The organism is Rhizobium sp. CG4, from assembly GCF_023701965.1.
Classification (GTDB): domain Bacteria; phylum Pseudomonadota; class Alphaproteobacteria; order Rhizobiales; family Rhizobiaceae; genus Agrobacterium.
The window spans coordinates 837,440-860,848 of record NZ_JABAEG010000001.1 but is presented as its reverse complement, the minus strand read 5'-3'; the positions used below and the strand labels follow the sequence as shown (position 1 = coordinate 860,848).

Sequence of the window (23,409 nt, the reverse complement as noted above, 5' to 3'; positions counted from 1 at the left end):
GCCTGCTCTGGGTAAATATCCCGTGAATGGCGTTTGAGGAATCCGGTTATGGTTGCGCCAGTATGGACTTGTGGCCATGCAACTGGCAACATATGTTTATTGGCATATTTGTGACATGGTAAATATCATCGAATGGACTGGATAACGGGTGAATATGAGCTGTTCGAAGTCCGCGAGCCGGATACGCACAGAATCCCGTTCGTCTATAATTCACCTCATAGTGGACGTTGCTACCCTGTTTCATTTCTCGAATCGTCTCGCCTTGATTCGTCAGAAATCAGGCGATCTGAAGACCATTTCGTTGATGAACTGTTTTCTGCGGCGCCTGAACTGGGTGCGCCGTTCCTGATTGCCAATTTTCCGCGCGCCTATCTGGATGTGAACCGCGAGCCATATGAACTGGATCCGCGCATGTTCGAGGGGGCGTTGCCGCCTTATGCGAATATCGGCTCCATGCGGGTCTCCGGTGGGCTGGGAACCGTGCCGCGCATCGTTGCGGAAAACATGGAGATCTATAACCACCGCATTCCCGTTGAAGACGGCTTGCAGCGGGTGGAGGGCATTTACAAGCCCTATCACACCTGCCTGCGCCGGCTGATTTCGCGCACGCATTCACAATTCGGCATGGCGGTACTGATCGATTGCCATTCGATGCCCGGTAACATCCGGGTTGCAGGGTCCAATGTCCGACCTGATGTGATTATCGGTGATCGCTATGGCACCAGCGCTTCTCCCGAAATATCACGTGCTGCACTGCATTTCCTGGAAGAACTCGGATTTGTTGCCGTATGCAACAAGCCATATGCTGGCGGTTTTATTACCGAACATTACGGGCGGCCCGTGCGTTCTCTGCATGCCTTGCAGATTGAAATAAACCGCGCGCTATACGTGGATGAAAAGACGCTTCTCAAAAGAAGTGATTTTGCAGCACTTTCTGCGGTGCTTGCAGTGTTCATGCGCCAAATGGGTGATTTCGTCACTGAGTTCTGTGGCGACTCGGCTCTGGCTGCCGAATAATTCTCTTTAATCTCTTCTGTTTGATGGCTTATTGCTCTTTTACGGGCAAAAAAAACCGCGCTCGTGGCGCGGCTGAGTCTAGGGAGGAAACACCCAAGGAGGGTATTTACAGTCAAAGACTGTATGGAAAAGATACGCCAGAATGCACAATTGTCAATCATTTTTATTTTTGCTTAATAAATGTGCCATTTGCTTAGCCGTAGGCAGAAGATGCGCTTTTACGATGTAAAATGATGCAATTTTTACCTGTGATGTGCTGGTTTTGCATTGCAGGGCTCTATTGATGGAGGGCTCGCTAAGCGCTCACCAAGATGATTTTTCCGAAAAAACTACAAAATCTGTTCCTCTTTTCCGGCAGTGCTCTTACAAGGCTGAAGCTATTGTTTTGCCAAGTGGAGATGTCATGCTGCCGGATCGGGATTTTTTCTTTTCTCTCGCGGATGCTGCCAAAGCAGAGACGTTGCCGCGCTTTCGTGCCGGCATCGATGTCACCAACAAGCAGGACGGTGGTTACGATCCGGTCACCGAGGGTGATCAGGCGGCCGAACAGGCGATCCGAGCGCTTATTGGCAAGGCCTATCCGGACCACGGTATTCTCGGCGAAGAACATGGTAGCGTCGGTCTGGACCGTGAGCATGTCTGGGTGATTGATCCGATTGACGGTACGCGCGCCTTCATTTCAGGCGTTCCGGTCTGGGGTACCTTGATTGGCCTGCAGAGCAACGGTCGCTCTGTCATGGGTGTCATGGATCAGCCTTTTACCGGCGAACGTTATTTCGCCGATGGCAAAGCCTCCTGGTACAGCGGCCCTGATGGTACCCGTCAGATCAAGACCCGTGATTGCAAAGACATTTCCGCTGCGACATTGTTCACGACATCCCCGCATATTTTCGATGCCGAGGAAGCACCACGTTACAACAGGGTGCAGGATAAGGTGCGTCTGTTCCGCTACGGCGTTGATTGTTACGCCTATGCGTTGCTGGCGGCCGGCCATATCGATCTGGTGATTGAAAGCTCGCTCAAGCCCTATGATGTCGGTGCGCTTATTCCAATCATCGAGCAGGCTGGTGGCGTGATAACGACCTGGGATGGCGGCAGGCCTGAAGCGGCGGGTCGGATCATCGCGGCAGGCAGCAAAGCTGTTCATGCGCAGGCATTGGAGATCCTGTCCGGCCTTTGAAGGGCCGATTGTGCCGATGGGTTTACTCTTCCGGTGAGAAGAATGCCTCTATGGCCGCAAGCGCCTGACTTCTGAAGATATCGCGCTCGTGCAGCAATTCGTGCCGGGCGCCGGTCACAGGGATGAGTTGCGCTGCACGGAAATTGCGTGACAGTTCTTCCTGCGCACCATAGGGCGTGATCGGGTCCAGAACCGGCGCCAGCAGCAAGGTTGGCACGTGAATATGAGTCAGGTGTTCCTGCTTTGTAACGCGACTTGCCGCTTTCATGGTCTCATAAACCCAGCGAGCGGTTGGCGAACCGATGAACAGTTCCGGCATTTTCTGCATCAGGGTCAGATTGCGTGCAAAACGCAGTTCATCTGATGTCAGCGGATTGCCAATGAAGTTGCGTTCACGCTGGTCCTTGCCAAGCCTCATCCGTCCAAGGCCGATCAGGCTCAAGGTCGCTGCGATTGTAAAAACGGCAGGGCTTGGCATGGATTGCCCGGACAGTTGAATGAACGGCGAACACAAGGCCATACGTTCGATGCGGTTCGACAGGTTGGGTGCCATGGACAGGGCAATCAGCGCACCGGTGGAATGTGCGACCATATAAAATGGCAGGCGCGTATCGGGCAGCACGATCTGTTCCATGAACAGCGAGACGTCCTGCTCATAATCCCGGAACCGATGGACGTGACCAGCGTCGGGATTTTTGATCAGTCGATCCGATCCGCCCTGACCGCGCATGTCAAACGTCGCGACCCAGAAACCCATCATCGTCAGGTTGATGATGGTCTCGTAATATTTTTCGATGCACTCGTTTCTGCCGTGCAGCAGAACGATGGTGCCCTTGGCAACCGATTGTTCGCAGCGAAAAACCGCGTAGCGCAGTTTTTTGTTACGGTGTCCGGTGAAATATCCGGCCGTGTAATTCTCGGGCAGCGGATTGCCGGGTGTGGCGTGTAAAATAACGTCGTCCATTACCTTTTCCGGCCGATTCCCTGGTGGATAATAATGGGATAGGTCGAGTGGGTTATCTCGTCAAAGAAAAAATGCCGGAACCGTCGGTTGTGCGCAGTCACGGTCCCGGCCAACAGGACTGAAGAAGAAGGGACGTTAGACTCTTCAGTCAGCGGAGTTGCCCCCGATGGCTGTTTTCTAAAGCCTGAAAGATGAACCGATTTGGAACTGGCTGTTCATTTGAAGTTCAGTTTCAAGGCGGGTTGCAGGGCATCTTCCTGGAGCGCAAAAAATCGCGACAACGTGATGTTTTCGATGCTTGCCTAATCTCTGGCAAAGGAGGATTTTGGTACCAGCCGGGAGGATCCAGATGTTGCGTGGTTCCGGGAATGCCTATGGATTTTTTGCTATCCTGCTGCATTGGTTGATCGCACTGTTGATCCTTGCATTGCTGACCCTTGGCTACATCATGACCAGGCCGGATATTGATCCGGCGTTGCAGTTTTCGCTTTTCCAGTGGCACAAATCTTTTGGCATGCTGGTGTTGGCACTTGCTCTTGTTCGGGCTGTGCAGTGGTGCATGTCGGTGAAAGTTGCGCCGGTTGCCACCCTGTCTGCCCTGGAGCGATTGCTGTCATCGATCACACATAAATTGCTTCTGGTGCTTGGCGTGCTTGTGCCGCTTGCGGGATGGGTCATTGCGTCCGTGTCGCCTCTTGGAATTCCAACATTTATGTTTGATCTCTTTGTGGTGCCGCATCTGCCGCTTGCGCAGTCGGAAGGTGCAGAAACTCTGTGGTCAGAGGTTCATGCAACGCTGGCCTACACGCTGTTGTGTCTTATCGTGCTTCATGCGCTGGCCGCACTTTATCACCACCTCTGGCGTGGTGATGATGTGTTGATGCGCATGCTGGGGCGCCGTCGTTCACCGCCTAGGGAGAAACGCTCATGAGCAGGTCTGGACTTTTATTCGCATCGGCTTTGTTGCTCGCTAGCACAATTGGTCAAGTCTGGGCGGCAAATGCCCCTGAGTTGAGCGAGGTTGCCGGCAAGTACACTGTAACTCCGTCCTCGCGTATTGCCTTTTCGGTGGCGCAGGTTGGCGGTGGCGGCATCAAGGGTGTATTTGGCAAATTCTCCGGTTCCTTCACACTTGAAGCGGGCGATCTGCAACATTCGACGGTTTCTTTCACGCTGGTGCCAGACAGTGTGGTGGCGGGAGAAAAGCGTATTGATACGTTCCTGAAATCAACGGCCGTGTTCGATGCGGCGAATTTCAATGCCATCACCTTTCGCTCCAGCGCTATCAAGCAGACGGGGCAGGACACGGCAACGGTAACCGGTCAGCTCTCGGCGAAGGGTCACCAGCGTAGCGAAAGTTTCAATGTCAAATTGACCCGCTGGAACGGCAAGTCGATTGCTTTTGATGTGAGCGGGGACGTTTTTCGGTCGCGTTATGACATGGATGTCGGGACACCGATTTATTCCAATGTCGTGCATTTCGATATGTCTGTTGAGGGGGAAAGACGATAGGTCCCCAAGCGACAATCTTCACTTTATCGTTGCCTCTTGAAGTGCGGCAAAACTGTTCCCATCTGTTTGTCACGGTCGCCAGAACGGGGCCGTGACCCGGCTTCCTCATCGCCAATACGGGATGAAAGCCTTAACCGCAAACAGTCGCTTCTCAAGGAGGACACCATGCGTCATTTGGATTTTTCGCCACTCTACCGCTCCACTGTCGGTTTTGACCGCCTCTTCAATCTGCTTGATAATGTTGGGCAGCCGGAACAGGCGCAGAGCTATCCGCCTTACAACATCGAACGCACTGGCGATAACACCTATCGTATAACGATGGCTGTTGCCGGTTTTGATGAAAACGAGCTGAGCATTGAGGCGCGTGCCCATGTCCTGACCGTCAAGGCTGAGAAGTCGGAGCAGGACAAGGCGAATGAAGGCGAATTCCTGTATCGTGGCATTGCCAAGCGCGCCTTTGAGCGTCGCTTCCAGTTGGCCGATTATGTGGAAGTGCAATCTGCTTCGTTGAAGAACGGCCTGCTTCACATCGACCTCCTTCGCAATCTTCCAGAGACAATGAAACCGCGTCGGATCGCGATCGTTTCGGATGCTGCTGAAGGTGCAAAGACCATCGAGGCGCAGATTGCGCCAACCCAGGTCAACTAAGCTTCATTATGCAGGTATAATATTCAGGACGGCCCTCAAGTGAGGGCCGTTTTTGCGTTTGCTGGCTCAGCTTGTGCAGCCTTTGCCGCTCTTGCATAACGCTGCGCAATCACTGCGCAGGCCATCAGCTGGATCTGGTGAAACAGCATGATCGGCAGAACGATGGCGCCAATGCTTTGGCCAGCAAAGATCGCGCCTGCCATCGGCACACCGCTTGCCAGGCTCTTTTTCGATCCGCAGAAAGTGATGGTGATTTCGTCCTGTTTGTTGAAGCCCAGCAGGCGGCTACCAAACATGGTGACGCACAATATGACCGCCAGCAGGACAATGTTGATGGCAACGACGACGCCGATATCGCGCAATGTGAACTGTTGCCAGATGCCTTCGATTACCGCTTCACTGAAGGCGAGATAAACCACCATCAGAATTGAGCCGCGATCAACAGGCGCAAGCAGCTTCTTGCGCGACCGGATCCAGTCGCCGATCCACGGCTGCAGTGCCTGGCCTGCTATGAAAGGCAAAAGCAGCTGAAGGAAGATTTGCCCGAATGCATCAAGCGAAAAGCCGCCACCATGACCACCGACCGTAAACAGTAGGCCAACGAGGAGTGGTGTCAGAAACATACCGAAAATGTTGGATGCTGATGCCGAACAGATTGCTGCGGGAACATTGCCGCCTGCCATGGATGTAAACGCAATGGAAGACTGCACGGTAGACGGCAGAACGCAGAGAAACAGTACGCCCATATAAAGCGGCGCCGGCAGGATGCTTTCAGGAATATAGCCAAGCGCTACGCCGATCAGTGGGAAAAGACCGAAGGTCACCAGAAGAATGGCGAGATGCAGGCGCCAATGTAAAATACCGGCAATCACCACATCGCGTGGCAATCGCGCCCCGTGCAGGAAAAACAACAGCGCAATTGCCAGCTTGGTCGCCAGGCCGAAATATTCAGCGGGCTCACCGCTGATCGGCAAAAGGCTGGCCAGAATGACGGTACAGATCAGCATCAGGGTGAAGCGGTCGGGCAGAAATCGGCTCATGGTCTTTGTCTCTTAGGGAATTTAATTTACATATTGCTTATTGTGAAGCAGGATGCAAAGACTAACAGTTATTGTGATTTGTGATAACGATGCTCAATCTTCATCATCTCTCTAGTTTTGTAACGCTGGAGCAGACCGGAAGTTTCACGCTTGCCGGCGAACAACTTGGTATCGGTCAATCAACCGTTAGTCAGCATATTCAACGGCTTGAGACCTTTCTTGGCCAACGGCTCATTGAGCGTAGTACCCATCAAGTGAGGTTAACGGCAGAAGGGGAAGCGCTGCTCGGTTATGCACGCTCCATGCTGGATATCAATGGCAAGGTGTCGTCGCTTTTTACCGCAAATCGGCTGCGGGGGCGGTTGCGACTTGGTGTTTCCGAGGATTTTGTTGCCAACCGCCTGACGGTTATTCTGGAAGACTTCATCCGACTTTACCCGCTGGTCGACCTTGAGTTGACGGTTGCCTTGAGTGGTGTGCTCTACCAGATGCAGGATAATGGTGATCTGGATGTCGTGTTGGCCAAGCGCCGGCTGGGCGATCGACTTGGACGTTTCCTCTATCGCGAACCGCTGGTGTGGCTGGCACGTGATCCGGAAATTCTCAAAGCCCATGACGGTGTTGTGCCGCTTATTGCCTTTCCGCAGCCGAGCATAACGCGCAAGGTGGCGCAGGAAGCACTGGATCGCAAAGGCATTGCCTGGCGGATTGTCTGTACCTGCGGCAGTTTGAGTGGGTTGGTCGCGGCGGCCCAGGCAGGCATGGGTGTGCTGGTGCAGCCACGCAGCATGACACCTGCGGCCTTACGTGAAATCACTCAAGGTAGTCTGCCTGCGCTGGAAGATGTGGAGTTTGTGCTGGTGCCGCGAAAGGGTGCCAACCCGGAGCTTGTCGAGGCACTGGCTGCACGTGTTGTTGCCAAGGTGGCGATTGCACCCCATACGCCCTAAGCGAATGGGGTGATGTTCATCGAGGTCTGGGATAATCAGGCGGCGCCGCAAATCGCTAGGAAGCTGTCGACATCGGTTTCGCTGGTTGCAAAGCTGGTAACGAGACGGATCAGCGTTTCATTTTCCTGTACTGGCTCGGCCATGTCATGCGGGACAGCCCAGTCATAAAAATGCGCGCCTTGTTGTTTCGCGGCAAGCGCCGTTTCCTTTTGCAGGACCACAAATAGCTCATTCGACTGTGTAGACCATGCAAGGCGGGCGCTGTTGGAGGCTTCGATGCCTGTGCGCAAGCGGTTCGCCATGGCATTGGCGTGACCGGCCAGTGCCAGCCAAAGGCCGTCCTTAAAATATGCGTCGAATTGTGCGGCGATGAAGCGAGTTTTCGAGAACAGCTGTGCCGAGCGCTTGCGCATGAACGGCAGGTCTTTTGCCATTTTCGGATCCATATAAACTATGGCTTCCGCGCACCAGCAGCCGTTTTTGGTGGCACCGAACGACAGGATGTCAACGCCGCGCTTCCAGGTCATTTCTGCCGGGTTGGTGCCGAGCGTCATCAGTGCATTGGCAAAACGTGCGCCATCCATATGCAGCGGCAGGTTATGCTGCTTGGCAATCGCCGAAATAGCATCGATTTCATCCAGCGAATAAACCGTTCCGACCTCGGTTGCTTGCGTGATGGTCACAGCCATCGGCTGGCCCTGATGGATGGAGCCGGGTGGGAAGCGGCGAATGGCGGCGCTCAGATTGTCTGGCAGCATTTTGCCAGCGGGACCGGCAACCGGCATCAGTCGCGATGCATTGGAGAAATAGACCGGCGCACCACATTCGTCTTCGATCACGTGGGCTTCGGAGTGACAGAAGGCGATGCCACCGGGGCGGGCAACGCTGGCCAGTGCCAGGGAGTTGGCGGCCGTTCCGGTGCCGACAAAAAATACGGCAACTTCCCGTTCAAATATTTCGTTGAACTTTTGCTCAATGGATTTGTCGAGCTCGCTGGTGCCGTAGGCGGCCGCAAAGCGGGTCGATTCTTTCATGAGCCGTTCGTTGATGGCGGGGTGAGCGCCAGCCCAGTTGTCGGAAGCAAAAAACATGTATCTACGCTTTCAGATGAGATGATGCGGATTGCAGCCAGAAGAAATGATCTGTGTGAATCTTTTATGGCGTTGGGGCGAGGTTGGCAAATCGGGCAATGAAAGCAACGCACAAGCGCTGTATGGCGTAACAAAATTTCTCGCTTTCGCGCGTTGTCGTAATTTCACTGCGAAACTCATGTTTATATTTTGTTAGCACGCACTTGCGAAAGGTGGGGGTTTCTGTCAAAATTACCGAGAATTGAGACAGTCTTGCTGTCCTAAATTGAATAAGCCGGTTTGTGGGGTTCCTTTAAAAGAGGGCTTCTTCAGTCCGGCTTTTACTGCCGTTTTATGCAATGTTTTGCAGGAGGGACCAAAATGACCAACAAGCCGGAAAGCGAATTTGCTGCCGCAAGCATGACGACTGACTGTCCCACCGCGGCCGGGGCCGCGTCCGTCGTCGCTCAGAAGAGCTTTGCGCGTGGTATTCCCGAGCGTCAGGGTCTGTACGATCCACGCAATGAGCATGATGCCTGCGGCGTCGGTTTCGTCGCGCATATGAAGGGCCAGAAGTCTCACCAGATCGTCAAGGATGGCCTGTTCATTCTTGAGAACCTGACCCACCGCGGTGCGGTTGGTGCAGACCCGCTGATGGGCGATGGCGCTGGCATTCTGGTGCAGATCCCGGACCGCTTTTTCCGGGAGGAAATGGCAAAGCAGGGCATTACGTTGCCCAAGGCTGGCGAATATGCGGTTGGCCATATCTTCATGCCGACCGATGCCGAGCGTATCGAACACTACAAGAAGGTCATCATCGACGTCATCGGTGAAGAGGGCCAGCAATTCCTCGGTTTCCGTGACGTGCCTGTCGACAATGCTTCGTTGTCCAAGGCCGCGGATATTGCGGCGACCGAACCGCATCACGTGCAGGTTTTTATCGGTGCAGGGCGCGACGCCGCCACCAATGCCGAGTTCGAGCGCCAGCTTTTCCTGATCCGCAAGGTTATTTCCAACCGCATCTATGATGAGCGTGGCGGCAAGGAAGCGCAGGATTTCTATCCTGTATCGCTGTCGTCCTCGACCATCGTCTACAAGGGCATGTTCCTCGCCTACCAGGTTGGTGCCTATTACAAGGATCTGTCGGATCCGCGCTTTGAATCGGCCGTGGCGCTTGTTCACCAGCGTTTCTCGACCAACACCTTCCCGTCCTGGAAGCTGGCGCACCCGTACCGCATGGTGGCGCATAACGGCGAAATCAACACGCTGCGTGGCAACGTCAACTGGATGGCTGCACGTCAGGCTTCGGTTTCATCCGAGCTGTTTGGCGAGCACATTTCCAAGCTGTGGCCGATTTCCTATGAAGGCCAGTCGGATACCGCCTGCTTCGACAACGCGCTGGAATTCCTGGTGCGCGGTGGTTATTCCATGGCGCATGCCGTGATGATGCTGATCCCGGAGGCCTGGGCTGGTAACCAGTCGATGTCACCTGAGCGTAAGGCATTTTACGAATATCACGCTGCCCTGATGGAGCCATGGGATGGCCCGGCTGCCGTTGCCTTTACAGATGGCAAGCAGATCGGTGCAACGCTTGACCGTAATGGTCTGCGTCCTGCCCGTTATCTGGTTACTGATGATGATCGTATCATCATGGCATCGGAAGCCGGGACGCTGCCGGTTCCGGAAGAGCGTATCGTCAAGAAGTGGCGTTTGCAGCCTGGCAAGATGCTGCTGATCGATATGGAGAAGGGCCGAATCATTTCCGACGAGGAAGTGAAGCACGAGCTTGCTGCAAAACATCCTTACCGCACATGGCTGGATCGCACCCAGCTGATCCTTGAAGATTTGAAGCCGGTGGAGCCACGTGCGCTGCGTCGCGACGTGTCGCTGCTCGACCGTCAGCAGGCCTTTGGTTACACCATTGAAGACACCAAGCTGTTGATGTCGCCAATGGCAACGACGGGTCAGGAAGCTGTCGGTTCGATGGGCACGGACACGCCGATTTCTGCGATGTCGGAAAAGTCCAAGCTGCTTTACACTTATTTCAAGCAGAACTTTGCGCAGGTTACCAACCCGCCGATCGACCCGATCCGCGAAGAGCTGGTGATGAGCCTTGTGTCCTTCATTGGTCCACGCCCGAACATTCTTGACCATGCCGGTGCTGCTCGTGCCAAGCGTCTGGAAGTACGCCAGCCGATCCTGACCAATGGCGATCTGGAAAAGATCCGCTCGATTGGCCACACGGAAGACCGTTTCGACACCAAGACACTCGACTTCACCTATGATGTGGAGCGCGGTGCCGAAGGCATGCCGGACATGCTTGACCGTTTGTGCGAACGTGCAGAATCTGCCGTGCGTGGCGGTTACAACATCATCGTTCTATCCGACCGTCAGCTTGGACCGGACCGTGTTGCCATTCCGGCGCTGCTTGCTACCGCTGCCGTTCACCATCACCTGATCCGCAAGGGTCTGCGCACCTCGGTCGGCCTTGTGGTTGAAACCGGTGAGCCGCGTGAAATCCACCACTTCTGCCTTCTGGCCGGTTACGGCGCGGAAGCCATAAACCCGTACCTCGCTTTCGATACGCTGCTGGACATGCACAAACACGGCGCGTTCCCGAAGGAAGTGTCTGATGATGAAGTGGTTTACCGCTACATCAAGGCTGTTGGTAAGGGCATTCTCAAGGTCATGTCCAAGATGGGCATTTCCACCTACCAGTCCTATTGCGGCGCGCAGATTTTCGATGCCATCGGCCTGTCGTCCGAGTTCATCGAGCAATATTTCTTCGGCACGGCCACGACTATCGAAGGTGTTGGCCTGACGGAAATTGCGCAGGAAACCGTTTCGCGCCACGCAGCGGCTTTTGGCAAGGACCCGATCCTTGCCAACACGCTCGATATCGGTGGCGAATATGCCTTCCGTATGCGTGGTGAAAGCCATGCCTGGAGCCCGGATGCGGTTGCGACCCTGCAGCACGCGGTTCGTGGCAACAGCCAGGATCGTTACCGCGAATTTGCCGAGATGGTAAATGACACGGCGCTGCGCATGAACACCATTCGTGGTCTGTTCAAGGTCAAGACTGCCGAGGCTCTGGGCCGCAAGCCGATCTCGGTTGACGAGGTTGAGCCTGCCGTCGAAATCGTCAAGCGTTTCTCGACGGGTGCGATGTCCTTCGGTTCGATCAGCCGTGAAGCACATACCACGCTTGCCATTGCCATGAACAAGATCGGCGGCAAGTCGAACACCGGTGAGGGTGGTGAAGAGGCGGATCGTTACACGCCGCTGCTCAACGGCCAGCCAAACCCGGAACGTTCTGCCATCAAGCAGATCGCCTCAGGTCGTTTTGGCGTGACGACGGAATATCTCGTCAATGCTGACATGCTGCAAATCAAGGTCGCACAGGGTGCAAAGCCCGGCGAAGGCGGTCAGTTGCCAGGTCACAAGGTCGACGCAACGGTCGCCAAGACCCGTCACTCCACACCGGGCGTTGGTCTGATTTCGCCGCCACCGCACCATGACATCTATTCGATCGAAGATTTGGCGCAGCTGATCTACGACCTGAAGAATGTTAATCCGGAAGCCGATGTTTCCGTCAAGTTGGTGTCTGAAGTGGGTGTTGGTACGGTTGCTGCCGGTGTCGCCAAGGCCCGTGCGGACCATATCACTGTTTCCGGCTTTGACGGTGGTACCGGTGCATCGCCGCTGACCTCGCTCAAGCACGCCGGTTCGCCATGGGAAATCGGCCTTGCCGAAACCCAGCAGACGCTGGTGCTGAACGGCCTTCGTTCGCGTATAGCCCTGCAGGTGGATGGTGGTCTGAAGACCGGCCGCGACGTCATCATCGGCGCGCTGCTGGGTGCAGACGAGTTCGGTTTTGCAACGGCGCCGCTGATTGCAGCTGGCTGCATCATGATGCGCAAGTGCCATCTCAACACCTGCCCGGTCGGCGTTGCAACGCAGGATCCTGTTCTGCGCAAGCGCTTCAAGGGTTCGCCGGAACACGTCATCAACTACTTCTTCTTCGTAGCTGAAGAGGTGCGCGAAATTCTCGCTTCGCTCGGCGTTGCCAAGCTGGATGAGATCATCGGCGCTTCCGAAATGCTCGAAAAGGATGAGATGCTGGCACACTGGAAGGCCAAGGGTCTCGATTTCAGCCGTATCTTCCATAAAGTCGATGCACCGAAAGCGGAGACATTCTGGACAGCACGCCAGCACCACCCGATTGACGACATTCTCGACCGCAAGCTGATCGAGAAGTCTGCCCCGTCGCTGGAAAACCGCGAGCCGGTTGTCTTTGAAGTGCCGATCAAGAACGTTGACCGTTCTGCCGGCGCCATGCTGTCGGGCGCGCTTGCCAAGCGTTGGGGTCACAAGGGTCTCAAGGACGATACCATCCACGTCACCCTCAAGGGGACGGCTGGCCAGTCCTTCGGTGCCTTCCTTGCACGCGGCATCACTTTTGATCTGGTGGGTGATGGTAACGACTATGTCGGCAAGGGCCTGTCGGGTGGACGCATCATCGTTCGTCCGCCGGAAAATGCCCGTATCGTTGCGGAAAACTCGATCATCGTCGGTAACACCGTTCTCTATGGTGCGATCACCGGCGAGTGTTATTTCCGCGGTGTAGCCGGTGAGCGTTTCGCTGTTCGAAACTCCGGTGCCGTTGCTGTTGTCGAGGGCGTGGGTGACCATGGCTGCGAATACATGACCGGTGGTATCGTTGTTGTGCTCGGTGAAACCGGCCGCAACTTTGCGGCGGGCATGTCGGGCGGTGTCGCTTACGTGCTGGATGAGACCGGTGACTTTGCAACCCGCTGCAACATGGCGATGGTTGAGCTGGAGCCTGTTCCGGAAGAAGACGACATGCTGGAAAAGCTGCATCACCACGGCGGCGACCTCATGCACAAGGGACGTGTGGACGTTTCCGAGGACATGACACGTCACGACGAGGAGCGTCTTTACCAGCTGATCTCGAACCACTTCCACTACACCAACTCGGCTCGTGCCAAGGACATTCTTGACCGCTGGACCGAGTTCCGTCCGAAGTTCCGCAAGGTCATGCCGGTTGAATACCGTCGTGCGCTTGAGGACATGGAACGGATGCGGCTAGGCGTGGCGGCGGAGTAATCCGCCGCGTGAAGACATTACACCGACTGGTTTCGCTAATCGTTGCAGTTGCCGCACCCGCGGCAACCTATCTTGCAAGTGGCGAAGTCAGATTTGAGTTTATCATACTGGGGGCGGTCATTGGTTTCGCTTACTGGTATTGGGGCCCGACAGGCGCCCTGCTTTGATGTGAGGATATAAAGTGGGTAAGGTTACAGGCTTTCTGGAAATCGACCGTCAGGTGGGCAAGTATCAGCCTGCGTCGGATCGTATTCGCCATTTCCGTGAATTCACCATTCCAATGTCGGATGCCGAAGTGCAGAAGCAGGCGGCACGCTGCATGGACTGTGGTATTCCCTACTGTCATGGCCCGACGGGCTGCCCAGTACACAACCAGATCCCAGACTGGAACGATCTGGTCTATAATGGCGGTTGGGAACAGGCGATCCGTAACCTGCACTCCACCAACAACTTCCCGGAATTCACCGGTCGCGTCTGTCCCGCGCCTTGTGAGGAGGCGTGCACACTGAACCTTGAAGATACACCGGTTGCGATCAAGACCGTTGAACAGGCGATTGCCGACAAGGCCTATGAGCTTGGCTTCATCGTGCCAAAGCCTGCGACCGTTCACACCGGCAAGAAAGTTGCGATTATCGGTTCCGGCCCATCCGGTCTGGCCGCTGCCCAGCAGCTCGGCCGCGCTGGCCACGAAGTTCACGTTTACGAGCGTGAATCCAAGGCTGGTGGTCTGCTGCGCTACGGTATTCCTGACTTCAAGATGGAGAAGAACTTCATCGATCGTCGCGTTGAGCAGATCAAGGGTGAGGGCGTGACCTTCCATTACGGCGTCAACATCGGTGTTGATCTGACCGTTGAAAAGCTGATCGCTGATCATGACGCGGTTCTGTATTGCGGTGGCTCCGAAACCCCACGTCCGGCCGGTATTGGTGGTACGGATTTCCATGGCGTTCATGATGCTATGCCTTATCTGGTGCAGCAGAACCGTCGTGTCGGCCGTGAAAACATCGATAGCGTTGGCTGGCCTTCCGACCCGATTCTGGCTGGCGGCAAGCATGTCGTTGTTGTTGGTGGTGGTGATACGGCGTCTGACTGCGTTGGCACTGCATTCCGTCAGGGTGCTGTGAAGGTAACGCAGCTCGACATTCGTCCGATGCCGCCTGAAAAGGAAGACAAGCTCGCTGTTTGGCCATACTGGGCAACAAAGATGCGCACATCGTCTTCGCAGGCTGAAGGTGCGGTGCGTGAGTTCCAGGTTGCGACCCTAGAATTTGTCGGTGACGAAGATGGTGTTCTGACGGGCGTGAAATGCTGCCAGGTTGATGACAAGCGCAAGCCGATTGCGGGCACCGAATTCATCATCAAGGCCGATCTGGCATTCATCGCCATCGGTTTCTCCGGTCCGTTCACCGACAGCGTTCTGAAGGAAATGGACGGCAAGCTGACGCTCAACACTGATCGCCGTGGTTCGACCAACGTTGTTGCCAATGAAACAGACTACAAGACCTCGGTCGACAAGCTGTGGGCGGCCGGTGACGTACGCCGTGGCCAGTCACTGGTTGTATGGGCGATCCGTGAGGGTCGTCAGGCAGCACATGCGATTGACGAAGCGTTGATGGGATCGACGGTTCTGCCGCGCTAAAAACATTAAAAAAAGGCGGCCATTCGGTCGCCTTTTTTTTGAGGAAATGATCCCCGTATCAACACGGGGATCATGACAAATCCAGGATCAGTGTTTGTTTTTATGATCCTGCTGACCGCCCTTCATCGACTGGTCGCGAGGGCTGTCTTTCATTCCGGTCTTGTTTTCTGTTGCTGCCCCGGATGATGCGCTGCGGGTTTTGTCGCTGCCGCCTTTTCCGGATTTCTGGCCAGCTTTGCTGTGCTGGTCATGCGTGCCACCTTGGTGGGCCATGATGTTTACTCCTCATATCCATCATCTGGGCAAAGCAATGTTGCTCTGCCCCAAGCTTAACCAAAGCGTTTCAGGAACGTTCCTGTTTTAATATTATGTGATGAACTGCAGGCCTGCTTTTTGCGGCCGGATATTATTCCGTAGTGCCGGTATCGGGCGTTGGCATACGATAATCGTCGACGCGGCCCAACGGCGCATCGGCCATTTCACCGCGCTTGATCAGCAGTTCGCGTGGTGTTTCGCGAATGGTGGCCGGTGCCGGCCTGTCTCCCAGCAATGCATTGCCACCGTCCAGTTCCGGGTCGGTCAAGCTGATCGGCTGCGTTCTAACTTGCCCGGCATCAATGCCAAGCGCAGGCAGGGACGTGAGAGCGGGCAGATTGCTTGCGTTCAAATCCTGTTCTGGGGCGGCGGTATCGACGTGGCGACGCAGGAACTTCTCGACATAGAAGGCGAGCTTGCGTTTGCCGGCCTGCGTCATGCCGATGCCGTCCGCCTCACGCAGGCGGGCCTGCTGTCCGTTGACGTCGTAACCGGTGATGATGAACTTGCCACCTTCATCGACAAACCCGTCCCAGACATCCACGAATTCGCCACCGTGTTTTTCGGTGTGGTTGCGATACAGGCGGTTGAAGCCGACAAAATCTGTGGTGAGCGATGGGGACTGGAAGGCGGGCAGGCCGACCCACAAAAGTGGTATCTTCTGCCGCGAGACAATCGTTGCCAGCGCATCGATGCGCCGCTCATACTCCTTGAACCACAGATCGGTGCCGTATTTTTCCCTGAGGTCGCCAATCATCATCAGCTGCCGGTCATTGGAACCGAGCATGATAACGACGGCGGCAGGTTTGACCTCCTGAATGAAATTCGGAAGGTTGGACAGCCAGTCATAATAGTCTGTACGGACAAGGCCGGACGAACCATTTGCTCTGACATCAACGGCAATTGCCGGTGATGAAGCAAAGGTTTTGGTAAGCTCGTCACCCATGCCGCTGGCTAGAAAATCACCGACCACCAGAACGCGGCGGGCATTTTCAAGTTTGGTAACCGGTGCGGCCGGGGCTGTGGTGCGCATCTGTGTGACGGATGGTGTCGTGCGCGGTGTCTGCGGGCGCGAAACGGAGCGTTCGCGGGGAGGGGGACGTCTTACGCGCGGTTCCTCCTCCCGCAATTGGCGGCCGTCACGCATTTCGCGCTGGCGCCCGCCAAACAGCATATCCATGAGAGTACGTGGTCGCTCACGTTCCTGTGCGAACACAGGTGAGGGAAAAAGAGGCAGGACAACAAGCACACACAGAGCACTCGCGCCTGCGCGAAGCCGGGCTGGCTTGTTGATCTTTGCCTGCTTATTCATGATGCATCCTCGTATGACATACCATATCACAGGCTTGCCTATAAGCGGAAGCCTGCTTCAGGGTTGTCAGTTCCTCAGTGCACGCAGAAGTCGCTGCGAGGGTTCGCCGTCATTGGTCATGCCCAGACGTTGCTGGATGGCGCTGATGGCTGCTTTCGAGCCGGAACCGAAGTTGCCGTCGATTTCCCCATCATAATAGCCGAGTTCCTTCATGCGGCTTTGCAGCTCGAATTTCTCACGAATGTCGAGTGTGCCATCGGGGCGTGGCCAACGCTGCTGCATGCCGCCATAACCGGCAATTTCATCTGCCAGAAGACCGACAGCAAGCGCGTAGCTGTTGGAAGCGTTGTACTTCTTGATGGTGAAGAAGTTTTTCATCATCAGAAAGCCAGGACCGGATTTTCCGCCCTGCATGACCAGTTGCGCTCTGTCAGAGCCGCGTGGAAACGCCTTGCCATTCGGTCTGGCGAAGCCAAGCTTTGCCCATTCCGCCAGAGTTTTTGTCTGGCCTTCATAGCGACCGGCACCTGAGGGGACAGCGGCTTCATAACCCCATGTTTTGCCTGGCTCCCAACCATTCTTCGCCAGAAGGTTGGCGGCGGTTGCCAGGGCATCAGGAATGGAGTGCCAGATATCGCGTTTGCCGTTTCCATCCGCATCAACCGCGTAAAGCAGGTAGCTGGTAGGAATGAACTGCGTGTGGCCCATCGCACCTGCCCAGGAACCGGTGAGGTTTTTCGCTGACACGTCGCCGTTCTGGAGAATCTGCAAGGCGGCAATCAGCTGCGTTCTGGCAAATTTTGCGCGCTTCGGATCGGCATAGGCAAGCGTTGCCAGCGTGGTTGGAATGTGATGCAGGCGTTCTGGCTTTTCCAGAACGGCACCATAATTCGATTCCATTGACCAGATGGCGAGCAGGATGTTTTTATCGACGTTGAAGTGACGCTCGATGGCATTCAGCGTCGAGGCGTGCTTGGCCTTCATTTCGCGACCAATTCGAACCGTGTACGGGTTTACGCGTGAATCCAGATAGTCCCAGATCTGCGTGCTGAATTCCGGCTGAAAGTTTGCTTTGCGCAAGGCTTCAGGGTCTGGTTCAGTAACGCCTGAAAAAGCCTTTTGATATGTCGCCTTGGTAATACCACTTTTAGCGGCAGTGGTATAAAAGTCGTTGATCCATTTTCGAAAACCAGCATCAGCGCTGGCAGACGCTGGGGTCAAAGTTATTGCTAAGCCTGCAAAAACCATGCAGCCAAATTTACGGACATCTGAAAGGATCAGCTTTTTCATCGTCAGTCTTTCGTCTCTCGAATTTCATTTCGATGGCGAGATACGCATCGGGCTTCACGATGTGATAACAAATTAATGTCAACAAATTCTTTACCATTAACCGTTCGTAGCGTCACCCTTTGCAAATCTTAAAAAGTTTTGGAATATAGCGCTGCGCGGGGAATATTATCCAATTAGTCTCTCAGGAGGGATGCGTGGTAGAAAATACGAAAATTCGGAAGGCCGTTTTTCCGGTCGCAGGTATGGGAACTCGTTTCTTGCCGGCAACGAAAGCTGTTCCGAAGGAAATGCTTACTGTTGTTGATAAGCCTGTTCTGCAGTACGTGGTCGATGAGGCCATTGAAGCAGGCATTGAACATTTTGTTTTTGTTACAGGTCGCGGCAAAGCGGTCATCGAAGACTATTTTGATATTCAATTCGAACTCGAGCAGCTGCTGCGCGAGCGCAACAAAAAGGTCGAGCTGACTTTGCTCGAAGACCTTTTGCCAAAGGCAGGTACAGCGAGCTTCACACGCCAGCAGGCACCACTTGGTCTTGGCCATGCGGTATGGTGTGCACGCGACATCGTTGGTGATGAGCCATTTGCGGTTCTGTTGCCTGACATGATCATGCATTCCGAAAAGGGCTGCCTCAAGGGCATGGTCGACGTTTACAACCAGACCGGTGGCAACGTTATTGCCGTGCAGGAATGCGACCCTGATCAGGCGCACAAGTACGGTATCGTCGGCGTTGGCGAAAAGGCTGGCGACGGCTTCAAGATCACAGAAATGGTCGAAAAGCCAGCCAAGGGCACTGCACCTTCCAATTTCTACATCAACGGCCGCTACATTCTGCAGCCGGAAGTGTTCAACATTCTGGAAACGCAGGAACGTGGCGCCGGCAATGAAATCCAGCTTACCGATGGCATGCTAACGCTTGCCAAGGACCAGGATTTCTTCGGTTACCATTTCCAGGGTCAGACCTATGACTGCGGTGCAAAGGATGGCTTCATTCTTGCCAACCTGGCATTTGCGCTGGAGCGGAGCGATATTCGCCCGTCCATCGAAGGTCCTCTGAAGGAACTGCTCGCCAAGCTGAAATAAGCGGCGGCACAGTCAGAAAAGCAGAAAATCCCGGTGAAAGCCGGGATTTTTTTATGTCTCGATTTGAAGCAACCGCTGCGGCGCGTTCAACGCTTGAAAGCGATACCTGCTCCAATCCGCCATGTGCCGGTGTCGTAGGCCGGTGTCGTCTGGTAACTGATATCGCTTGTCAGACCGAGATAACGGTTGAGGCTCCATGTCAGCCCGGCAGAGGTGAAATATTCCGTCACGTCCCGCGTATCTCCGGATGGGAAGTTGCGGCGGGTGACCTGTCCGGTGAGGCGCGCCACCAGGTTGTTGCGCAACTGATGGGTCAGGCCTGCCGTCAGGCGATGAGATATCCAGCCACCCTGTGAGCCACCAGCAAAATCTTCGATGGTTGTGCGCAGGCCAAGGCTCACGTCCGTACCGCGCTGCGGCGACCATGAGAGATCGCCATCAACGCTGAATGCATTTATGGAGCCCAATCTCTGGTCGTCGTAGCTTTTACGCAGATAACCGAGTGCCAGTTCGCCACGAAGTTTCTCACCGAGATCAAGCTCCGTTCCAAGCTTGGCACTGTAGGATTTGGAAGAGCGCTCATAACCCGTATCGTCGAATTTGTCGTCATAACGGGTCAGGCCGGATGAGACCTCGAGAAACGGAATGAGAGCAGGTGACAGTTCATAACCTGCCCGCACGCGAATATCGCCGCCGGTGCGGTCGCGGGCGCTCAGATCAATCGAGCTGCCATCGAGCGCCTTGGCGGCAGAATAGACGTTGCGTTGCAGTTCAATGGCCGCCAGTCCGCGTATACGGCCAAGATCGCGCGCCACGGCAACGCCGCCGGTAAATTCATGGACACCTGACTGAACGGATGCATTGTTCAGGGCGTTCGGGTCATCAGTATCTTCGCGGTTGAAGTTGTAGCCGCCGGTTATATTGACGGTTGTATCTTTTGCCAGATCAAGCTGCAGGTCGGCATTGATCAAGGCGCGTGGTTCCTCGCCGCTTTTATCGCTGCCGAAATTGCGCTCCCAGGCTCCGTCGCCCGTTACCGTCAAGGAGTGGCGCGACCAGTCGCTGTTCAGAGTACCGCGAATGCCTGTCGTCATGTAGTTGCGACGATCAGAACTGCCGGATGATTTCTGTTTTTCGGTGTTCAGCGTCTGGCTGATTGTCGGGCGCAACACCATCGTTCCCAACCGAATACCGGGTGTCAGGTTCGTCGCAGCCGTTGGATCAACGTCACCACCATCTATGGTCGGTTCGTAAGGATTGAGCTGCTGCTCATAGGGTGCACTTGCCTCGTCCGGCTCGTCGGTGATGGCATCGCCCGCATTGACAGGTGGGGCAATGCTTTGTGTGGTCAGCGTTGTTGGGTCGGTCGGGTTTGCCGCTGCCGGATCAACGCCGGTGGCTTCGGCCTCTACTTCCGCCTGGTTTTGTTGCAGGGCTGTGGCGACACGGCTGTCGGTCCGTCTTTTGAGGACGGGCGTGGCTTGTGTGCTTTGGGCAAAGGCGATGGCCGGCTCGTACAGACATGTGCATGCCACCAGCAATGCGGCTGCATTGCGCCACGCTTTAAGGCGTCTGGCCGCGCTGTCTGTGGGTTTCGGCATGGCTGTTCCGGCAAATTTCCAAATCTTACCCAAAGGTAAAGCCATGTGGTTAACATCTGGTTTCGCATGCCGGGATTGCGGCTATTATAATGCGGGTGCCAGGTTGGTTTTGACCGCTGGACAGTTTTTTTCGAAAGGAGTAACAGTCCGGCATGATTAAGAGATCTGTAAAACTCATCGATAATCTCGCCATCGACTCGGCCCTGCGCACGATCAATATCGAGCGGAAGGGTCTTGAGGCACTGGAACTGGCGCTGCAGAATGGTCTTGCCCAGCCGTTTAACGCGGCAATCGAGACGATTGGCTCGATCGACGGCCGTGTCATCATCACAGGTGTTGGCAAAAGCGGGCACATTGGCAGCAAGCTGGCGGCGACATTTGCATCGACCGGAACACCGGCCTTTTTCGTGCATGCCGCCGAGGCAAACCACGGCGATCTTGGTATGATTGCTGGCAATGATGTGGTGCTGGCCATCTCCAAGGGTGGTGAGAGTGCAGAGCTGCGTAGCACCATCGATTACACCCGGCGGTTTTCCATTCCGTTGATTGCACTGACCTGTTCGGAAAATTCTTCGCTCGCCAAGGCGGCCGACATCGTGCTGTTGGTGCCGAACGAGCAGGAGGCCTGCCCGCATGGTCTGGCGCCAACCACGTCGACATTGATGCAGCTCGCCTTGGGTGACGCGCTTGCCGTTGCACTGCTGGAAGCGCGCGGATTCACGGCCGGCGATTTCCGGGTGTTTCATCCAGGTGGAAAACTGGGTGCGAGCCTGGCGCAGGTCGGTGATATCATGCACACCGGTGAGCGGGTTCCGCTGGTTGCCAAGGGCACATTGATGCCCGAGGCGGTCAAGGTTCTGTCGCACAAACATTTTGGCTGTGTCGGCATTCTCGATGAGGATGGCCGACTGTGCGGTATCGTCACCGAGGGTGACCTTGCCCGTAATCTGTCTCGCGATCTCTCAGGATTGCAGGTTGACGACATCATGACCCGCACGCCGAAAGTGGTTAAGACCACCATGCTGGCAACCAGCGCACTTGCCTTCCTTGAAAAGCATCAGATTGGCGCGCTGATCGTGGTCGACGATGAGAACCGGCCGCTTGGGCTGGTGCATTTCCACGATTTCTTGCGGCTCGGCGTTGCCTAAGCCGCAAGGTTTTTTCTGACTTATTCCATGGACTCGACGGTGAGGTTGCGCCCATGTGCAGCCATGATGCGCACGCGCGTTCCGGCTGGCAGGTCCGGGCCGCTGACCGGCCAGACCGTGTCGTCCAATTTTATCCGTCCGCGACCTTCCGCAATCGGCTCCATCAGTGTTGCAGTGCGGCCAATCAGGCTTGCTTCACGCTGATTGAGAAAGGGTTCGTCCGAGGCTGCATTTGGCTTGCCGAAGTAACGGCGGCCAATCAGGGCAAAGGCGCCAGAAAGTGCTGCAAACAGCACAAATTGCACCTGCCATGACCACAATGTTGCGTCCCAGAGTAGCAGTGACAATGCACCAACAACGATAGCCGCTGCACCGATCCAGATCAGGAATACGCCTGGAGCGGCAAGTTCTGCGGCAAACAGGATGAAGCCGGCGATCCACCAGCTCCATGGACCAAGCTCTGCTATGGCCTGTTTTATCATAATTATCTATCCGACGGCGGTGCGAATGGATTGACCTGAGGTGCGGTGCGCGAAGGCGCTGCAGCGCGTGGCCGTGGTTCCGGCTGGCGTTGTGTACCGTCGCTGCCGAACACTTCTTTGGCAATTGCGCCGATACCGCCCAGTGAACCGATCAGCGCTGAGGCTTCCATCGGCATTAGCACGATCTTGGCGTTGTTGGCAGTCCCGATATCCGACAGGGCTTCGGTGTATTTTTGTGCAATGAAATAGTTGATGGCATGTACATCGCCCGCAGCAATGGCCTCCGACACCATGCGGGTTGCCTTGGCCTCCGCTTCGGCAAGGCGTTCGCGGGCTTCAGCGTCACGGAACGCTGCTTCACGTTGACCTTCCGCCTGCAGGATGGCCGACTGCTTGGAACCTTCCGCACGCAAGATCTGCGCAGCACGAGAACCTTCAGCTTCCAGAACCTGCGCACGTTTTTCGCGCTCGGCCTTCATCTGGCGGGCCATCGAATCAACGAGATCCTTCGGTGGTGCGATGTCCTTGATTTCTATGCGGGTTACCTTGATGCCCCATGGGCCAACGGCTTCATCCACGACCCGGAGTAACCGGTCATTGATGGCATCACGGTTGGACAGCAATTCATCAAGATCCATCGAGCCCATTACCGAGCGGATGTTGGTCATGGTCAGGTTCTGGATGGCGTTTTCCAGATTGGAGATCTGGTAGGCGGCCTGCGCAACATTAAGAACCTGATAGAAGGCAACGGCGTCCGCAGAGACGCTGGCGTTATCGCGGGTAATGACTTCCTGAGTCGGAATGTCGAGCACCTGCTCCATGACGTTCATACGAGCGCCGATGGACTCGATGAAGGGCGTTATGATGTTGAGGCCTGGTTCCAACGTACGTGTGTAACGACCGAAGCGCTCCACCGTATAACGGAAACCCTGTGGTACGGTTTTTATACCCGCAAACAGGACCAGAATGACCAGCGCCACCCCGACCAACACCACAATATCAAACCCTCCGAGAACCATCGGTTCCTCCATA

The 23,409-nt window shown here is 55.4% G+C and carries 20 protein-coding genes; 11 read left to right on the top strand and 9 right to left on the bottom strand.

Going from position 1 to position 23,409, the window contains the following annotated elements:
- Positions 1 to 132 precede the first annotated feature (132 nt).
- Positions 133 to 1,017, top strand: a complete 885-nt coding sequence (locus tag HGO37_RS04115; protein ID WP_250982231.1) for an N-formylglutamate amidohydrolase — start codon at positions 133 to 135, stop codon at positions 1,015 to 1,017.
- Between the two features lie 403 nt (positions 1,018 to 1,420).
- Complete coding sequence (gene hisN, locus HGO37_RS04110; protein WP_250982230.1) at positions 1,421 to 2,197, top strand: histidinol-phosphatase; 777 nt, start codon at positions 1,421 to 1,423, stop codon at positions 2,195 to 2,197.
- Between the two features lie 22 nt (positions 2,198 to 2,219).
- Here the strand turns inward: hisN and HGO37_RS04105 are convergent, their stop codons facing one another.
- Positions 2,220 to 3,161, bottom strand: a complete 942-nt coding sequence (locus HGO37_RS04105; protein ID WP_250982229.1) for an alpha/beta fold hydrolase — start codon at positions 3,159 to 3,161, stop codon at positions 2,220 to 2,222.
- 349 nt (positions 3,162 to 3,510) lie between these two features.
- Between HGO37_RS04105 and HGO37_RS04100 the strand changes: the two genes are divergently transcribed.
- The 3 genes from HGO37_RS04100 to HGO37_RS04090 all read left to right on the top strand — a co-directional run bounded on the left by HGO37_RS04100 (position 3,511) and on the right by HGO37_RS04090 (position 5,321).
- The gene (locus tag HGO37_RS04100) at positions 3,511 to 4,092 is read left to right on the top strand and encodes a cytochrome b (protein WP_250982228.1); all 582 of its coding nucleotides are present in this window, start codon (positions 3,511 to 3,513) and stop codon (positions 4,090 to 4,092) included.
- Positions 4,089 to 4,673 (top strand): YceI family protein, encoded by a 585-nt coding sequence (locus HGO37_RS04095; RefSeq protein ID WP_250982227.1) that lies wholly within the window; start codon positions 4,089 to 4,091, stop codon positions 4,671 to 4,673. The genes HGO37_RS04100 and HGO37_RS04095 overlap by 4 nt, the downstream gene beginning before the upstream one ends.
- A 165-nt stretch (positions 4,674 to 4,838) precedes the next feature.
- Positions 4,839 to 5,321 (top strand): Hsp20 family protein, encoded by a 483-nt coding sequence (locus HGO37_RS04090; RefSeq protein WP_250982226.1) that lies wholly within the window; start codon positions 4,839 to 4,841, stop codon positions 5,319 to 5,321.
- Positions 5,322 to 5,356: 35 nt separating this feature from the next.
- On the opposite strand, the gene HGO37_RS04085 is transcribed toward HGO37_RS04090, so the two are convergent.
- A complete protein-coding gene (locus tag HGO37_RS04085; RefSeq protein WP_250982225.1) occupies positions 5,357 to 6,361 on the bottom strand; it encodes a bile acid:sodium symporter family protein in 1,005 nt (334 codons plus the stop codon).
- An 89-nt stretch (positions 6,362 to 6,450) separates the two neighbouring features.
- Between HGO37_RS04085 and HGO37_RS04080 the strand changes: the two genes are divergently transcribed.
- Positions 6,451 to 7,311, top strand: a complete 861-nt coding sequence (locus HGO37_RS04080; RefSeq protein ID WP_250982224.1) for a LysR family transcriptional regulator — start codon at positions 6,451 to 6,453, stop codon at positions 7,309 to 7,311.
- A gap of 35 nt (positions 7,312 to 7,346) precedes the next feature.
- Here the strand turns inward: HGO37_RS04080 and HGO37_RS04075 are convergent, their stop codons facing one another.
- Positions 7,347 to 8,402, bottom strand: a complete 1,056-nt coding sequence (locus HGO37_RS04075) for a threonine aldolase family protein (protein WP_250982223.1) — start codon at positions 8,400 to 8,402, stop codon at positions 7,347 to 7,349.
- A gap of 360 nt (positions 8,403 to 8,762) precedes the next feature.
- Here HGO37_RS04075 and gltB point away from each other — a divergent pair, with 360 nt between their 5' ends.
- The 3 genes from gltB to HGO37_RS04060 are packed head-to-tail and all read left to right on the top strand — an operon-like array spanning position 8,763 to position 15,147.
- Positions 8,763 to 13,508, top strand: a complete 4,746-nt coding sequence (gene gltB, locus HGO37_RS04070) for a glutamate synthase large subunit (RefSeq protein ID WP_250982222.1) — start codon at positions 8,763 to 8,765, stop codon at positions 13,506 to 13,508.
- Between the two features lie 8 nt (positions 13,509 to 13,516).
- The gene (locus HGO37_RS04065; protein WP_250982221.1) at positions 13,517 to 13,675 is read left to right on the top strand and encodes a hypothetical protein; all 159 of its coding nucleotides are present in this window, start codon (positions 13,517 to 13,519) and stop codon (positions 13,673 to 13,675) included.
- A gap of 14 nt (positions 13,676 to 13,689) precedes the next feature.
- Positions 13,690 to 15,147, top strand: a complete 1,458-nt coding sequence (locus HGO37_RS04060) for a glutamate synthase subunit beta (RefSeq protein ID WP_192488092.1) — start codon at positions 13,690 to 13,692, stop codon at positions 15,145 to 15,147.
- A gap of 87 nt (positions 15,148 to 15,234) precedes the next feature.
- On the opposite strand, the gene HGO37_RS04055 is transcribed toward HGO37_RS04060, so the two are convergent.
- The 3 genes from HGO37_RS04055 to HGO37_RS04045 form a co-directional block, all read right to left on the bottom strand.
- Positions 15,235 to 15,420 (bottom strand): hypothetical protein, encoded by a 186-nt coding sequence (locus HGO37_RS04055; protein ID WP_250982220.1) that lies wholly within the window; start codon positions 15,418 to 15,420, stop codon positions 15,235 to 15,237.
- A 133-nt stretch (positions 15,421 to 15,553) separates the two neighbouring features.
- Positions 15,554 to 16,774, bottom strand: a complete 1,221-nt coding sequence (locus HGO37_RS04050; RefSeq protein WP_250982219.1) for an SGNH/GDSL hydrolase family protein — start codon at positions 16,772 to 16,774, stop codon at positions 15,554 to 15,556.
- A gap of 66 nt (positions 16,775 to 16,840) precedes the next feature.
- The gene (locus HGO37_RS04045; RefSeq protein ID WP_250982218.1) at positions 16,841 to 18,064 is read right to left on the bottom strand and encodes a lytic murein transglycosylase; all 1,224 of its coding nucleotides are present in this window, start codon (positions 18,062 to 18,064) and stop codon (positions 16,841 to 16,843) included.
- Between the two features lie 194 nt (positions 18,065 to 18,258).
- Between HGO37_RS04045 and galU the strand changes: the two genes are divergently transcribed.
- Positions 18,259 to 19,146 carry a UTP--glucose-1-phosphate uridylyltransferase GalU gene (gene galU, locus HGO37_RS04040; RefSeq protein ID WP_250982217.1) on the top strand — a complete coding sequence of 296 codons (888 nt, stop codon included), beginning with the start codon at positions 18,259 to 18,261 and terminating at the stop codon, positions 19,144 to 19,146.
- 86 nt (positions 19,147 to 19,232) lie between these two features.
- Here the strand turns inward: galU and HGO37_RS04035 are convergent, their stop codons facing one another.
- Positions 19,233 to 20,747, bottom strand: a complete 1,515-nt coding sequence (locus HGO37_RS04035) for an outer membrane beta-barrel protein (RefSeq protein ID WP_250982216.1) — start codon at positions 20,745 to 20,747, stop codon at positions 19,233 to 19,235.
- A gap of 152 nt (positions 20,748 to 20,899) precedes the next feature.
- On the opposite strand from HGO37_RS04035, the gene HGO37_RS04030 reads away from it, so the two are divergent.
- Complete coding sequence (locus HGO37_RS04030; RefSeq protein ID WP_250982215.1) at positions 20,900 to 21,895, top strand: KpsF/GutQ family sugar-phosphate isomerase; 996 nt, start codon at positions 20,900 to 20,902, stop codon at positions 21,893 to 21,895.
- 20 nt (positions 21,896 to 21,915) lie between these two features.
- Here the strand turns inward: HGO37_RS04030 and HGO37_RS04025 are convergent, their stop codons facing one another.
- Positions 21,916 to 22,377, bottom strand: a complete 462-nt coding sequence (locus HGO37_RS04025; RefSeq protein WP_250982214.1) for an NfeD family protein — start codon at positions 22,375 to 22,377, stop codon at positions 21,916 to 21,918.
- Between the two features lie 2 nt (positions 22,378 to 22,379).
- Entirely contained in the window at positions 22,380 to 23,396 is a 1,017-nt protein-coding gene (locus HGO37_RS04020) for an SPFH domain-containing protein (protein ID WP_250982412.1), read from the bottom strand.
- Between the last annotated feature and the right edge of the window lie 13 nt (positions 23,397 to 23,409).